Origin of the sequence: Puniceibacterium confluentis (assembly GCF_007923445.1) — a bacterium.
GTDB classification, from domain to species: Bacteria; Pseudomonadota; Alphaproteobacteria; order Rhodobacterales; family Rhodobacteraceae; genus Puniceibacterium; species Puniceibacterium confluentis.
This window is the reverse complement of record NZ_VOJI01000003.1, coordinates 278,305-292,017: the sequence shown is the minus strand read 5'-3', so window position 1 is coordinate 292,017 and position 13,713 is coordinate 278,305. Positions and strand designations below refer to the sequence as shown.

14 protein-coding genes are annotated in these 13,713 nt (G+C 63.0%); 6 read left to right on the top strand and 8 right to left on the bottom strand.

The genetic code is table 11. The annotated features are described in order from the left end of the window. Positions 1-28 precede the first annotated feature (28 nt). Positions 29-919: a bifunctional methylenetetrahydrofolate dehydrogenase/methenyltetrahydrofolate cyclohydrolase FolD gene (gene folD / locus FOY53_RS05745; RefSeq protein ID WP_146586622.1), complete on the top strand. Its 891-nt coding sequence runs from the start codon at positions 29-31 to the stop codon at positions 917-919. Continuing rightward, complete coding sequence (locus tag FOY53_RS05740; protein WP_146586620.1) at positions 916-1,800, top strand: bifunctional 5,10-methylenetetrahydrofolate dehydrogenase/5,10-methenyltetrahydrofolate cyclohydrolase; 885 nt, start codon at positions 916-918, stop codon at positions 1,798-1,800. The genes folD and FOY53_RS05740 overlap by 4 nt, the downstream gene beginning before the upstream one ends. Here FOY53_RS05740 and FOY53_RS05735 read toward each other — a convergent pair. From FOY53_RS05735 to FOY53_RS05705, 7 genes are all read right to left on the bottom strand, one after another. Continuing rightward, positions 1,797-2,636 (bottom strand): DMT family transporter, encoded by an 840-nt coding sequence (locus FOY53_RS05735; RefSeq protein WP_146586618.1) that lies wholly within the window; start codon positions 2,634-2,636, stop codon positions 1,797-1,799. The genes FOY53_RS05740 and FOY53_RS05735 overlap by 4 nt on opposite strands. 205 nt (positions 2,637-2,841) lie before the next feature. After that, the gene (glnT, locus tag FOY53_RS05730; RefSeq protein ID WP_146586616.1) at positions 2,842-4,173 is read right to left on the bottom strand and encodes a type III glutamate--ammonia ligase; all 1,332 of its coding nucleotides are present in this window, start codon (positions 4,171-4,173) and stop codon (positions 2,842-2,844) included. A 69-nt stretch (positions 4,174-4,242) separates the two neighbouring features. Further along, a complete protein-coding gene (locus tag FOY53_RS05725) occupies positions 4,243-5,583 on the bottom strand; it encodes an FMN-binding glutamate synthase family protein (protein WP_146586614.1) in 1,341 nt (446 codons plus the stop codon). A gap of 10 nt (positions 5,584-5,593) precedes the next feature. Continuing rightward, positions 5,594-6,277, bottom strand: coding sequence for a GltB/FmdC/FwdC-like GXGXG domain-containing protein (locus FOY53_RS05720; RefSeq protein WP_146586612.1), 684 nt, complete (start codon positions 6,275-6,277; stop codon positions 5,594-5,596). Position 6,278: 1 nt separating this feature from the next. Further along, positions 6,279-7,175: a class II glutamine amidotransferase gene (locus FOY53_RS05715; protein ID WP_146586611.1), complete on the bottom strand. Its 897-nt coding sequence runs from the start codon at positions 7,173-7,175 to the stop codon at positions 6,279-6,281. 152 nt (positions 7,176-7,327) lie between these two features. Beyond that, on the bottom strand, positions 7,328-7,543 hold the full coding sequence (locus FOY53_RS05710) for a hypothetical protein (RefSeq protein ID WP_146586609.1): 216 nt from the start codon (positions 7,541-7,543) through the stop codon (positions 7,328-7,330). Positions 7,544-7,557: 14 nt separating this feature from the next. After that, positions 7,558-8,916, bottom strand: a complete 1,359-nt coding sequence (locus FOY53_RS05705; protein ID WP_146586607.1) for an ammonium transporter — start codon at positions 8,914-8,916, stop codon at positions 7,558-7,560. Between the two features lie 279 nt (positions 8,917-9,195). On the opposite strand from FOY53_RS05705, the gene FOY53_RS05700 reads away from it, so the two are divergent. The 4 genes from FOY53_RS05700 to FOY53_RS05685 all read left to right on the top strand — a co-directional run bounded on the left by FOY53_RS05700 (position 9,196) and on the right by FOY53_RS05685 (position 13,055). Beyond that, positions 9,196-10,332 carry an aminomethyl transferase family protein gene (locus FOY53_RS05700; protein WP_146586605.1) on the top strand — a complete coding sequence of 379 codons (1,137 nt, stop codon included), beginning with the start codon at positions 9,196-9,198 and terminating at the stop codon, positions 10,330-10,332. 66 nt (positions 10,333-10,398) lie between these two features. Then, the gene (dmmA, locus tag FOY53_RS05695) at positions 10,399-11,007 is read left to right on the top strand and encodes a dimethylamine monooxygenase subunit DmmA (RefSeq protein WP_146586603.1); all 609 of its coding nucleotides are present in this window, start codon (positions 10,399-10,401) and stop codon (positions 11,005-11,007) included. Next, positions 11,004-11,969 (top strand): PDR/VanB family oxidoreductase, encoded by a 966-nt coding sequence (locus FOY53_RS05690; RefSeq protein ID WP_146586601.1) that lies wholly within the window; start codon positions 11,004-11,006, stop codon positions 11,967-11,969. The genes dmmA and FOY53_RS05690 overlap by 4 nt, the downstream gene beginning before the upstream one ends. A 15-nt stretch (positions 11,970-11,984) precedes the next feature. After that, positions 11,985-13,055 carry a heme-dependent oxidative N-demethylase family protein gene (locus FOY53_RS05685; RefSeq protein WP_146586599.1) on the top strand — a complete coding sequence of 357 codons (1,071 nt, stop codon included), beginning with the start codon at positions 11,985-11,987 and terminating at the stop codon, positions 13,053-13,055. On the opposite strand, the gene FOY53_RS05680 is transcribed toward FOY53_RS05685, so the two are convergent. Next, complete coding sequence (locus FOY53_RS05680) at positions 13,052-13,705, bottom strand: helix-turn-helix domain-containing protein (protein WP_146586680.1); 654 nt, start codon at positions 13,703-13,705, stop codon at positions 13,052-13,054. The genes FOY53_RS05685 and FOY53_RS05680 overlap by 4 nt on opposite strands. Between the last annotated feature and the right edge of the window lie 8 nt (positions 13,706-13,713).

Here is a 13,713-nt window from a genome sequence, read left to right as displayed (position 1 = left end):
GTAAGTTCAGAACACTCCGGAGACGCCGATGACCGCCACCATCCTCGACGGAAAGGCCTTTGCCGCCGCCGTCCGCGCCAAGGTTGCCGAACATGTGACCCGCCTGAAAACCGACCACGGGATCACTCCCGGTCTGGCGGTGGTGCTGGTGGGCGAGGATCCGGCGTCCCAGGTCTATGTCCGTTCGAAGGGCAAGATGACGGTCGAGGTCGGAATGGCGTCCTTCGAGCATCGCCTTGACGCCGACACTTCGGAATCCGCCCTGCTGGCGCTCGTCGAAAAACTGAACAACGACCCCACGGTGCACGGCATCCTGGTGCAGCTGCCGCTGCCCGGCCATCTGGACTCCGACCTGGTGATCAACAGCATCGACCCGGCCAAGGATGTCGACGGGTTCCACATCTCGAACGTGGGTCTGCTGGGGACCGGCCAGAAATCCATGGTGCCCTGCACTCCGCTCGGCTGCCTGATGATGCTGCGCGCCCATCACGGATCGCTGTCGGGGATGAACGCGGTGGTGATCGGGCGGTCGAACATCGTCGGCAAACCGATGGCGCAACTGTTGCTGAACGACAGCTGCACCGTCACGATCTGTCACAGCAGGACAAGGGATCTGCCGGGCGTGGTGCGCAGCGGCGACATCGTGGTGGCAGCGGTAGGGCGCCCCGAAATGGTGCCCGGAGACTGGATCAAGCCGGGGGCGACGGTGATCGACGTTGGCATCAACCGCGTGGCGGACGGCGACAGGACCCGGCTGGTCGGAGATATCGACTTCGCCTCGGCCTCTGCCGTCGCGGGCGCGATCACCCCGGTTCCTGGCGGCGTCGGCCCGATGACCATCGCCTGCCTGCTCGCCAACACCGTCACCGCCTGCTGCCGCGCCAATGGCCTGCCCGAACCGGAGGGGCTGGCGGCGTGAGGAATGCGCCGCCAGATCACCGGTTGATTGACGGCAAGGCAGTTCGCGGCCGGATCCTTGACGAGGTGCGCGCGTATGTTGACCGGCACAACGGAATCGGGCGGCTGGTATCGATCAGCATCGGTGACACCCCCGAGGTTGCGATCTATGCCCGCAATCAGGCGCGCGGCGCGGCGGCGGCCGGCTTGCGCTTTGATCAGCAAACCTGGAACAGCGAGATCGCGCAGGACGAGTGCAAGCGCCGGATCCTCGAGATGAACGACGATCCGGATGTTCTGGGCATCATACTGCAAAGGCCGGTGCCGCAGCATATCCATGTCCGGTCGCTGCAATCGGCGATCCATCCCCTGAAGGATGTCGAGGGCATGAACCCGGCCTCGATCGGCAATATCGTCTATTCCGACGTGGCGCTGGCGCCCTGTACTGCTGCCGCCTCGGTCGAGCTGATCAAGGAGACCGGGCTCGATCTGAAGGGGCTCGAGATCGTGATGATCGGCCATTCCGAGATCGTCGGCAAACCGGCTGCGATGATGCTGATGGCCGAGGGCGCGACCGTGACGGTCTGCCATCACATGACGCGCTCGGTGGCGATGCATTCGCGCCGCGCCGACGTGGTTGTCGTGGCGGTGGGCAAGGCGCATCTGGTCGGGCCGGAGATGATCAAGCCGGGCGCCGCGGTTATCGACATCGGCATCAACCAGATCACCGACGCGGCGGGCCAGACCCGCATCGTCGGAGACGTGGACACGGCCGCAGTGCTGGAGGTGGCGGGCTGGATCACGCCAGTTCCCGGTGGGGTCGGGCCGGTAACGGTGGCGATCCTGATGCGAAACGCGTCCGTGGCGCACCAGAGACAACTGGCGGCCGGCTGGATCGTTTAAAGCCCCAGATACCCGATCCCGCAGAACACCAGCACCACAGCGCCCCATTGCGCGGGCCGCATCGGTTCCTTCAGCACCGCCCAGGCCAGCACCACGGTCAGCAGGCCGAACAGCGACGCGGCGACGGCTGCGAATTCCGGGTGGGGCAGGGTGCCGGCCGCCATGACGCTGGCCAGCGCACTTGCGTCGAGCAGTCCCATGAGGACCAGCAGCGGCAGCGTCCGGGGCGCCACCTGCCAGCGCTGGCGGGCCAGCAGCATCATCGCCCCCACGACCGACGCCGCCACGACCCGGCTGAACAGTGTCACCGGCAGCTCGGCGCCCGCGCGCACGGCCGCCTGGCCGGCGGCGAAGGTCAGAGCGAAACCGCCGCTCGACAGCAGCGCCAGCAGCACCGCGCGACCTGCGTTGCCGTTGCCCCTGTCGCTGTCCGACAGGATGGCCACCAGCGCCACGCCCAGCATCACCACCAGCAGCGCGCCCCATTGCAGACCGCTGACGGGTGACCCGGTCAGCGCCGCCCAGCCGACCGAGACCACCGGGTAGGCCCCGATGATCGGCGCCACCAGTCGCACGGGACCGATCCGGAATGCGCCATAAAGCCCGAGGCTGGCCGCCGCGAAGGCGAGGCCGGACAATCCGGACAGCGCGAGGGCAGGCGGTGTCATCGCGGACCATGCGCCATCGAGCGCCACCAGCGGGACAAGCGCGATCGCCCCGGCCACCAGAACGGTCAGCAGGCTTGGCAAAATGGCCGCACGCTGGCTGACGGCCCGCACACAGATGTCGTGCAACGCCCAGGCCAGCGCCGCGAGCAATCCGAGAACCAGTGACATGCTGTTGTGTTACTTCGGCCTTGGCAAAGAGGACAGGCGGTTCGCGACCGGGCTGCAAGCTGCCGCACCCGGCCCGTGACCCACCGGCGTCAGGACGCTTTGGGCAACGGCATCCCGACAATGCGGCACCGGACGGTCGGTCCGGATCGTCGCAACCGGCCACCGCCGACACGGTCGGGGCGGCCGGTTCACGCGGTGAAGCGGTTCAGATGTCCAGCGTGTGCCTCTTTTCCCAGCGCGAGAAATGCGAGACGAAGGAATTCCACTCTTCACGCTTCAGCTTCAGGAACGCGGCCGAGAATTCGTCGCCCATCATCGCCTTCAACTCGCTGTCGCTGTCATAATAGCGCAGCGCGTCAAGCATGTTCAGCGGCAGTTTCGGCGCGTCCTTTACCTTGTGGCCCTCGGCATACATGTCGATGTCCCAGCGTTTGCCGGGGTCGGCCTTGCTGCGCACGCCGCTGAGACCCGCCGCGATGATGACGGCTTGCAACAGATAGGGGTTCACCGCGCCATCGGGCAGGCGCAGTTCGAACCGTCCGGGGCCGGGGACACGCACCATGTGGGTGCGGTTGTTGCCGGTCCAGGTGACGGTGTTGGGCGCCCAGGTGGCGCCGGACATGGTGCGGGGGGCATTGATCCGCTTGTAGCTGTTGACCGTCGGGTTGGTGATCGCGGCCAGCGCGCTGGCATGCAGCATGATCCCGCCGAGGAAATGCGAGCCCTTGTCCGACAGCCCCAGTTCCGCTGTAGGGCTGTCGCCCTTTTCGCCGGCAAAGACATTGACCTTGGCCTTGTCGCCGGGCGCGTCCCAGACCGAGATATGCGCGTGGCAGCCATTGCCGGTCAGGCCCTCGATCGGCTTGGGCATGAAGGTGGCGCGAAAGCCGTGCTTTTCGGCCACGGATTTGGTCATGAACTTGAAGAAGCTGTGCCTGTCGGCGGTCTTCAGCGCGTCGTCAAACGCCCAGTTCATTTCGAACTGGCCGTTGGCGTCCTCGTGGTCGTTCTGATAGGGTTCCCAGCCCATACCGAGCATGTAGTCGCAGATTTCGCGCACGACGTCATAGCGCCGCATCACCGCCTGCTGGTCATAGCAGGGCTTGTCCGCGGTATCGAACGGGTCGCTGATCTGGCTGCCGTCCGGCGTCAGCAGAAAGAATTCGGCTTCGATCCCGGTCTTGACGTGCATACCTTCGTTGGCGGCCGCGTCGATCAGGCGTCGCAGCACGTTGCGCGGGGCCTGCGCGACGTCCTTGCCTTCCATGACACAGTTGCTGGCGACCCAGGCAACATCGGGCTGCCAGGGCAGCTGGATCACCGAGGACGGGTCCGGCACCGCAAGCATGTCGGGGTGCGCCGGTGTCAGATCGAGATGCGTCGCAAAGCCGGCAAACCCGGCGCCGTCCTTCTGCATTCCGGCAATCGCCTGCGCCGGCACCAGCTTGGCGCGCTGGCCGCCGAACAGATCGGTGTAGGAGATCATGAAATACTTGATGTCGTGTTTCTTGGCGAAGGTGGCCAGATCTGTCGTCATGGTTCCACGTCCTTTCCCTGTTGAGCTGTGAAAATGGCGCGGCTGTCACCCCGCGCCTTGAAATGTCTCTCAGAACCCTGCCTTGCCCGGGTACCAGTCGGTGCCGGCCAGCGGCACCCGCGCCATGGCGGCGGCCTCCATGGTCAGCGCGCAAAGGTCCTCGGGTTCGAGGTTGTGCAGATGGTTGTGACCGCAGGCCCGCGCGATGGTCTGTGCCTCGAGCGTCAGCACCTTGAGGTAGTTCCTGAGCCGTCGGCCGCCCTCGATTGGGTCAAACCGCGCCATGAGCTCGGGATCCTGCGTGGTGATGCCCGCCGGATCGCGACCCTCGTGCCAGTCGTCATAGGCACCGGTGGTGGTGCCCAGCTTCTGGTACTCGGCCTCCCACTTCGGATCATTGTCGCCCAGCGCCACCAGCGCGGCGGTACCGATGGCCACCGCATCGGCCCCCAGCGCAATCGCCTTGGCCACATCGGCGCCGGTACGGATGCCGCCAGAGACGATCAGCTGCACCTCGCGGTGCAACCCCAGATCCTGCAGCGCCTGAACGGCGGGGCGGATACAGGCCAGCGTCGGCAGGCCCACATTTTCGATGAACACGTCCTGCGTCGCCGCCGTGCCGCCCTGCATGCCGTCGAGCACGACCACATCGGCCCCAGCCTTGACCGCCAGCGTGGTGTCGTAATAGGGCCGGGTGCCACCGATCTTGACATAGATCGGCACCTTCCAGCCGGTGATCTCGCGGATTTCGAGGATCTTGATCTCGAGGTCGTCCGGCCCGGTCCAGTCCGGGTGCCGGCAGGCCGAACGCTGATCGATGCCCTTGGGCAGGTTGCGCATGCCCGCGACCCGATCGCTGATCTTCTGGCCCAGCAGCATGCCGCCGCCGCCGGGCTTCGCGCCCTGACCGACAACGATTTCAATCGCATCGGCGCGGCGCAGATCGGTCGGGTTCATGCCATAGCGAGACGGCAGGTATTGATAGACCAGCTTTGTGGAATGGCCGCGCTCTTCCTCTGTCATGCCGCCATCGCCGGTTGTGGTCGACGTTCCTGCGGCCGAGGCGCCGCGCCCGAGCGCTTCCTTGGCCGGGCTGGACAATGCGCCAAAGCTCATGCCGGCGATTGTCACGGGGATGTCCAACTTGATGGGGTTCTTGGCAAAACGGGTTCCCAGCGTAACGCGGGTGTCGCATTTCTCGCGGTAACCTTCGAGCGGATAGCGCGAGATCGACGCTCCGAGGAACAGCAGGTCATCGAAATGCGGCACCCGGCGCTTGGCGCCGCCGCCGCGGATGTCATAGATGCCGGTCGCCGCCGCGCGGCGGATCTCGGCGTTGACCGGATTGCTGAAAGTCGCCGACTGGATCGGCTCGGTGCGGGGGATGGCGGGGGCGCTCTTGTCTTTCATGTCCATCTCCTCAGTACGCCGCTGCATTGTCGACGTCGAAGTTGTAAAGTTTCCGGGCCGAACCATAACGTTTGAATTCTTCCGGCCTGGCATCGGCGTCAGCGCGTTCCAGCAGGTCACGAAGGATCTCGATGTGCTCGGGGCGCATTTCCTTTTCGATGCAGTCGGCACCCAGGCTTTTCACGCTGCCGCGCACAAACAACCGCGCTTCGTAAAGTGAATCGCCCAGGGCGTCGCCCGCATTTCCCAGAACGACCAGATTGCCGGACTGCGCCATGAAAGCCGACATGTGGCCGATATTGCCATGCACGACGATGTCGATGCCCTTCATCGAGATGCCGCAGCGCGAGGAGGCGTTGCCCTTGATCACGAGCAGACCGCCATGCCCGGTGGCCCCGGCATACTGGCTGGCATCACCCTCGATGATCACCGTGCCGGACATCATGTTCTCGGCGACCCCCGGCCCGGCAGAACCGTGGACATGAACGGTCGCCTGGCTGTTCATCCCGGCGCAGTAGTATCCGGTCGACCCTTTGACGTTCACTTCGATCGGCGCGTCGAGACCCACGGCAATCGCGTGGCTTCCCTTGGCGTTGATGACCTCCCAAACCGTCTGGTTGGTGTTTCCGGCCTGTGCGTGCAACGTCTCGTTCAGGGCGCGAAGCCCCCGGACTTCCAAATCAAATGTCTGCATCTCAGTGGTTCCAGAAGTAAACGGTTGCAGGTTCGGGTTCCCAGACGCGGGCCCCCTCGATTCCGGGCAGGTTGACCAGCGCGCGGTATTCGCTGCCGAAGGCGACATATTGATCGGTCTCGGCCATGACCGCTGGCTTGCAGGCGATCGGGTCGCGCACAACGCCGAAGCCGTCTTTGGTGCCGACAACAAAGGTGAAGAAGCCGTCCAGATCCGTCAGGCTGCTTTCCAGCGCCTCGCCAAGGCTGCTGCCGGTCTGCATCTTCCATGTCAGATAGGCGGCGCCAACCTCGGTGTCGTTCTCTGTTTCGATCTGGATGCCTTCGCGACGCAACTTGCGGCGCAAGGAATTGTGGTTCGAAAGCGAGCCGTTGTGGACCAGGCATTGATCCAGTCCGGTGGAAAACGGGTGTGCGCCCAAGGTGGTGACGGCGGATTCCGTGGCCATGCGGGTGTGGCCGATGCCGTGGCTGCCGCTCATCCCGGACAGCTCGAACCGCGCGGCGACGTCTTTCGGAAGGCCGACCTCCTTGTAGATTTCCATCGTTTCGCCGGTGCTCATGAACTTCACGCTTGGGCGCAGATCAGGCAGGGTCAGGCGCGCTTGGGCGATCTTGTCGGCGGGCAGGGACAGCACGATATGGGTGTCGATGATCCTGCCGGTGACGCTGGCGTCGATGGCCTTGCCCAAATCCTCGGCCAACGAGGCGAAGTCGACTTCCGGATTGTCGGACTGCAATGTCAGCTTTGCACCGTTTTCGCTCTGGCCGCCGTAGATCGCGATGCCTGCGCTGTCGGGGCCCCGGTCCGTCATGGTGACCAGCATGTCTGTCAGAAGCGCGCCAAGTTGCGGCTCCAGCGACTTGTCCTTGATAAATAATCCAACGATTCCGCACATGGCGCAGACCCTCTCGGTTAACTCGAGTCGGAAGCTAGCACCGAACGTCCCAGTATTCAACTCGTAAGAAACTTTTTTGCATTAAGGGAATAAAAAGAGGCGCCGACCTTCGCCAGCGCCTCTTCGTGGATCAGTGTCTTTCGGCGGTTCGATCAGTACCTTTCGACCGATTTGGTCACCAGGGACTTGTCCCCGATGTCACGCGCGTTTTCCAGGTGCTCGGATTCCCGCTTGAACTGGATGTAGTGCCAGCCAATCCAGAACACGACACACAGCACGGTCATCAGAACTTCCGACCCCTGGAAGGGATAGATCGCTCCAACCTCGGCAAGATCGACGGCCCAGTTTTCATAGCCAATGGTAGACATGTCGGATCCCCTTTTCAGTGTTGCGCCAGGATGGCTTTGTCAGCTTCGATGATCGCGGCCTTGGCGTCCTCGTAGGCATGATGCTCTGCGTAATCGAGGCCGCGCAGTTCCACCTCGCGCGGGATGCGAAGCACACCCAGCGCGGCCTGGATCTTGCTGACGATGAACGCCGGCAGGAAACCCAGAACGAAGAACATGATAACCGCGCCGATGGTCTGTCCCCAGGGCGTGACCGAGGCATAACCTTCGAAAGGCGACGACGGCGCCCCCCAAAGCACGAAGCCCGAGATGATCAGCCCGACAACCCCGGCATAGCCGTGCACCGCAACCGCACCCACCGCATCGTCCAGCTTGAAGCGCCGCTCGACCCAGAAGTGCAGGTTGTAGACAATCACCACGCCGACCGCGGCAACCAGCATTGCCTGGATCGGGTGATAGAGATCATTGCCGGCAGAAGCGGTTATGATCCCGGCCAGACCGCCCGAGAAGGTCCAGAAGGCGTCTCCCTTGCTGACCAGGTAGGCCGCCATCAACCCGCCCGACAGTGACATCAGGAAGTTGAAGGTGATCGCGGAAAGCGAGGTCGGCGCGAGGTAGATGTTGGTCGCCGTCCAGGTGGTGCCGGTGATCTGGCCGCCGATCACTTCGGGCGAGATAACGGGCACGTTGCAGGCCGCGTAGAAGCCCCAGAAGCCGGTATAGATCAGGAAAATCCCGATGGTCAGCATCCACGGATTGTGCGGCGGGATATCGCGCGGGGATCCGTCCGCGGCGAATTTTCCCAGACGCGGGCCCAGCACGCAGATCACACCCAATGCATATCCGCCTGCGATGGCGTGGATCACGCCCGAGGCATAGGCATCGTGATAGCCCAGGTACTTCACCATCCAGCCCGCATAGTGCCAGCCCCAGGCGGCGTCGATGATCCAGAACACAGATCCGATCAGCACCGCATGAACCCAAAGCGCCGACGAGCGGATGCGCTCGATCACCGCGCCCGATACGATCGATGCCGCTGTCCAGGAGAACAGCAGGAAGGCCGCCCAGAATACCCCGGTGATTCGGTCACCCAGATTGGTGGCCATCGTTTCGGACCAAGGCAGGTTGGCGTTGCCGGCATCGTGGTTCAGCCCGCCAAAGAACGGGAAGTCCGGGAAAGCCCAGTAGATCCACCAACCAAAGAGAAAGAACGTCACCGTCACCAGCGGAATGATCATGATGTTTTTCATCAGCGTGTGCATGTGGTTACGGTTCCGGCTGGCGCCGACTTCGTACATGCAGAATCCGACGTGGATCAGGAACATGAACACCACCGTCACCCAGTAGTAAAACTCGGTGAAAACCGTCGTCAAAGCGTTGAGATTGCCATCCAATTTTCTGTCTCCCCTTGCTGTGCCAAGCGTTTGCATTTTGCCTGACAGTAAACTTTTTTTCATATAAGGCTTGCGTCTTTTGATGGGGCTGTGTCAACTTAAACTGTAAATGGCCCAGATTTTTGCAGGCAGCGCCGCGCAAAATTCTTCTCAGATACGGGGGGCGGACTGGGCAAGATGCGATCAGAGCAATCCGCAGGACTGCCTGCGGGAAGCACTTGAAACAGCGAAATAAAATCCGATCCGACACAGGGAATCGGAGGGGATGGGGAGATAACGATGACTTCAATCTGGAGATACTCGGCGCTGGCCGACCGGCACCGCGCAATGGGTTCCAACCTTGAAGATTGGGGGGGGATGGGCACCGCCTGGTCTTACGACAAGGACCAGACCGAAGAGTACATGGCAATGCGCACGAACGCCGGGTTCATGGACGTTTCCGGCTTGCACAAGGTGCATGTTGTCGGCCCGCACGCCGCCCATGTCATCGACCGCGCCACCACCCGCAACGTCGAAAAGATCAAGCCCGGCCGGTCCTCCTATGCCACCATGCTGAACGATGAAGGCAAGTTCATCGACGACTGCGTGATCTACCGCATGGGTCCGAACTCGTGGATGGTGGTTCACGGCACCGGCGGCGGGCACGAACAGCTGACGATGGCGGCGACGGGGCGCGATGTGGATGTGCGGTTCGACGACAACCTGCATGACATTTCCCTCCAGGGCCCGAAGGCCGTCGATTTCCTGCACGAACAGGGTGTGCCGGGGATCCGCGACCAGGTTTATTTCAGCCATCAGCACACGACGTTGTTTGACAAGCCGGTGACGATTTCGCGCACCGGCTATACCGGCGAACGCGGCTACGAGATTTTTTGCCGGGGGCAGGACGCGCCGCATATCTGGGATACGCTGGTCGAAAAGGGTGCGCCGAAGGGCATCATCCCGACACGGTTCACCACGCTCGACCTGCTGCGCGCCGAAAGCTATCTGCTGTTCTTTCCCTTCGACAACTCCGAGATGTATCCCTACGAGAACGAAAAGGCGGGTGACACGCTCTGGGAGCTGGGCCTCGATTTCACCGTCTCGCCGGGCAAGACCGGGTTCCGGGGCGCCGAGGAACACTATCGCCTGAAGGGCAAGGAGCGCTTCAGGATCTACGGCGTGAAGCTGGAAGGCGAAGAGCCTGCCGAAGAGGGCGCGCCGCTGATGAAGGACGGCAAACAGGTCGGCGTCGTGACCATCGGGATGTATTCGCCGCTCAACGAATGGAACGTGGGCATTGCGCGCATGCCGGTCGATTGCGCCAGGGACGGCACCCAGATGACGGTCAAGAACTCGACCGGCGAGATCAAGTGCGTCGCGCATTCGATGCCGTTCCACGATCCCGACAAGAAGCGCCGCACCGCCAAGGGCTGAGACGAGGCGCGCGCGGCGGGACCTCCTCCGCGCGCCGATCCACAGGCTACGAAGAGAAGTGGGCACATGTCCAAATTCCAGTTTCCAGAATCGATCAAGAGCCGCCCCGTCTGGGGCACCCTGGAACCGCGCGCCGGCAAGGCGCATCTGATGGTCGCCGATTCCGAGGGCGCCGAGGCGCTGCTTGACCTGGCGCAGGCCGACGCGACGTTGATGGCCCGCGCGCATGTCATCTATATCCCGCGTGAGACCGGCGAGAGCTATACCGTCCGCCTGAAGGAACTTGGCGCGGCGCAGTTCTACGTCGGTCCCAGCTACGAGGCCGCCGTGCCGCGCCTGCGCCGCACGCTCAGCGATGCGCACATGGGCCTTCAGGTCTATCTGACCGGCACCGAGGGGCTGATGGGCCAGGCGATGCGCGAAGCCATCGAGGCCGGCATTCCGCACTCCGCCATCCAGACCGAGCATCGCGGCTCGATCGCACGGCGGATGCAATGCGTGCATTGCAAGGGCATCACCGATGATGTGATCACCGACCCCTTCGTTTGCGCCCATTGCGGGCTGAACCTCTTCGTGCGCGATCACTATTCGCGCCGACATGCGGCCTATCAGGGCGTCTGCATCGACGCCGAGGATCCCGGCAATGTGCCCGAACCCGTGAGGCTGTATTCATGAGCGCCGGCACCAACAAAATCGCCGTGACCGTCACCGACGTCGTGCCGGTGAACGAACTGGTCAAGCGGTTCCGCTTTGTGCGGGCCGATGGCGGCCAGTTGCCGACCTTTTCGGGCGGCGCACATACCGTGGTGGAGATGCGCGATGGCGATACGCAGCGGCTCAACCCCTATTCGCTGATGTCCGACCCGATGGATCAAAGCGCCTATACCATTTCGGTGCGGCGCGACGATCAGGGACGGGGTGGGTCGCTTTTCATGCACAACAAGGTGCGGCCGGGCGACGCGATGACGATCAGCTACCCGGTCAATCTGTTCTCGCTCGACCTGAGGGCCAGGAAACACCTGATGATCGCTGGCGGCATCGGCATCACGCCGTTCCTGGCGCAGATCAAGCAGTTGACGGCCATGAACGGCCGGTTCGAACTGCATTACGCCTGCCGCACCCCGGCGCTGGGCTCCTACGTCGACGAGCTGACCGCCAAGCACCCGAACAATGTGCATGTCTATTACGACGATCAGGGCCAGGTGATCGACCTCGAGCATCTGCTCGACGGTCAGCCGCTGGGCACGCATATCTATGTCTGCGGACCCAAGGGCATGATCGGCTGGGTGCGTGGCAAGGCGGCCGAGCTGGGCTGGCCGCGCGAGGCGGTTCATTACGAGGAGTTCCTCGCGCCGCAGCCGGGCAAGCCCTTCGAGGTCAAGCTGGCGGTATCGAACAAGGTGATCCAGGTCGGCGAGAACCAGAGCCTGCTGGAAGCCATCGAGGCGGCAGGCGTCGATGCGCCCTATCTCTGCCGGGGCGGCGCCTGCGGCCAGTGTGAAACCGATGTGATCGGCTATGACGGCAAGTTCATTCACCGCGACCACTGGCTGGAAGACGACCAGAAGGCCGGCGGCCGGAAGATCATGCCTTGCGTCAGCCGCTTCGAGGGCAAGACCCTCGTGCTCGACCGGTAGGTCAGGAGAAACCAGATGACCATTCAGTTCAACGAAGAAACCTTCCGCGACGACTACACGTTCCGCAACTCGGACTGGGCGATCAAGCGCTTCCCCTTCCCGTTCCACGAAGACAGCTACATGTATTCGGTGAACATGGAGCAACACCAGGGCGGCCCGGCCGGGTCGGTGTTCGAAAAACGCTTCGACGTGGACGAACATTACGTGGCCGAGATGAAGGACCGGGCGCTGGTGCTCGCCGAGGATCCGCTGCGCTGCCAGTCGCTGCCGCATATGACGCTGGCAGGCTGGGACCTGCTCGAGCTGATCATGGTGTCGAAGTCCGAGGATTACCCCGACCTCTTCGAATTGCACCGCGACGGCAACAACTGGCACTGGATCAACAGGCCGATGGGCATCGAGCAGAAGTTCGTCTTCATGGACGAATCGACGCTGCCCTACGGCCCGATGGAATACATCACCCGGCAGGCGCAGGGCGATTTCTGCGTGCTCGACCAGCGCGACGACAACCTGTGGATGGATGCCGGCATGGTGACCACCCAGGCCGACTGGTCGCTTGATTTCGACATCGGCATGAACTTCTTCGAATGGCACGCGCCGGTGCCCAAGGCGCACGAGATGGGCATCTTTGTCCGCGCCCTGAAGTTCCTGCTCAACATCCAGCAAGGGATGCCCGCACGGCGGCTGAACTGGACGATGACGGTCAATCCGCTGCTCGACACCAGCCCCGAGAACTACCACAAGTGGGGCGTGCAGAAGACGACGCTGACGCCGGAAAACCTGGGCGCGAAACAGCACCTGCGGGTCGAGCTGCAGACCTTCTTCCGTCTGCCGCGGTCGAACGCGCTGGTCTTTCCGATCCGCTGCTACCTGATTTCACTGGAAGACCTGGTGACGGTGCCGAAATGGGGCCGGCGCCTGCATCGGGTGATCCGCGATCTGCCGGTCGAACTGGCAACCTACAAGGGCTTCATCGACAACCGCCCGATGATCCTCGACTATCTTGCGCAGCACGACGACGGGTTGCCTACCTCGGACGGCATCTGGCCCGACCTAGCAACCGAACCGCCGCTGAGCCCCTCTTAGTCGGCCTGCGCATACGAGATGATCGACAGATACCGGATCGGCAGGCTGACAAGCACCTCGGGGCCGTGCGGCGCATCAGCATCGAAGAACAGCGTATCGCCGGGTTCCAGTCGATAGACTTCATTGCCATGCCGGTAATCCACCTTGCCTTCCAGCATATAGATCGTTTCGATGCCGTCGTGCTGGAAGGTGGGAAAGATGTCCGACGTCTCGGACAGGGTGATCAGATAGGGCTCGACCACAACGCCGCTTGCGTTCGAGCCGATATGGCCCAGCAGGTTGTACTGGTGTCCGGCGCGCGTGCCCTCGCGCTCCATCTCGACGCCCTTGCCGGATTTCGTATGGACCGCACCGCGTGTTTCTTCGAACCGGCGCATGAAGGCGGTCAGCGGCACGCTCAGCACGTGGGCCAGCGTTTGCAGGGTGGTCAGCGAGGGCGAGGTATTGCCGTTTTCGATTTTCGACAGCATGCCGATCGACAGGCCGCTGGCCTTGGCCAGATCCGCGACGGTCATGTTCTGCTGTTTGCGGAATGCGCGCACCTCGCGGCCGATGGCAACCTCGAGATTTTTCTCGCGTTCGTCGCGGACCCGGTGCGGGTCCTGCGACAGGGCTTTGGCAGTCTTGGCTGCATCCGTGTTCTTGTTCATCTTGTAAA

Excerpts from the sequence above, each read along its gene's own strand:
- folD (WP_146586622.1), top strand. The coding sequence starts at position 29 with ATGACCGCCACCATCCTCGACGGAAAGGCCTTTGCCGCCGCCGTCCGC.
- FOY53_RS05735 (WP_146586618.1), bottom strand. The coding sequence starts at position 2,636 with ATGTCACTGGTTCTCGGATTGCTCGCGGCGCTGGCCTGGGCGTTGCAC.
- glnT (WP_146586616.1), bottom strand. The coding sequence starts at position 4,173 with ATGACGACAGATCTGGCCACCTTCGCCAAGAAACACGACATCAAGTAT.
- FOY53_RS05725 (WP_146586614.1), bottom strand. The coding sequence starts at position 5,583 with ATGAAAGACAAGAGCGCCCCCGCCATCCCCCGCACCGAGCCGATCCAG.
- FOY53_RS05720 (WP_146586612.1), bottom strand. The coding sequence starts at position 6,277 with ATGCAGACATTTGATTTGGAAGTCCGGGGGCTTCGCGCCCTGAACGAG.
- FOY53_RS05715 (WP_146586611.1), bottom strand. The coding sequence starts at position 7,175 with ATGTGCGGAATCGTTGGATTATTTATCAAGGACAAGTCGCTGGAGCCG.
- FOY53_RS05710 (WP_146586609.1), bottom strand. The coding sequence starts at position 7,543 with ATGTCTACCATTGGCTATGAAAACTGGGCCGTCGATCTTGCCGAGGTT.
- FOY53_RS05700 (WP_146586605.1), top strand. The coding sequence starts at position 9,196 with ATGACTTCAATCTGGAGATACTCGGCGCTGGCCGACCGGCACCGCGCA.
- dmmA (WP_146586603.1), top strand. The coding sequence starts at position 10,399 with ATGTCCAAATTCCAGTTTCCAGAATCGATCAAGAGCCGCCCCGTCTGG.
- FOY53_RS05690 (WP_146586601.1), top strand. The coding sequence starts at position 11,004 with ATGAGCGCCGGCACCAACAAAATCGCCGTGACCGTCACCGACGTCGTG.
- FOY53_RS05685 (WP_146586599.1), top strand. The coding sequence starts at position 11,985 with ATGACCATTCAGTTCAACGAAGAAACCTTCCGCGACGACTACACGTTC.
- FOY53_RS05680 (WP_146586680.1), bottom strand. The coding sequence starts at position 13,705 with ATGAACAAGAACACGGATGCAGCCAAGACTGCCAAAGCCCTGTCGCAG.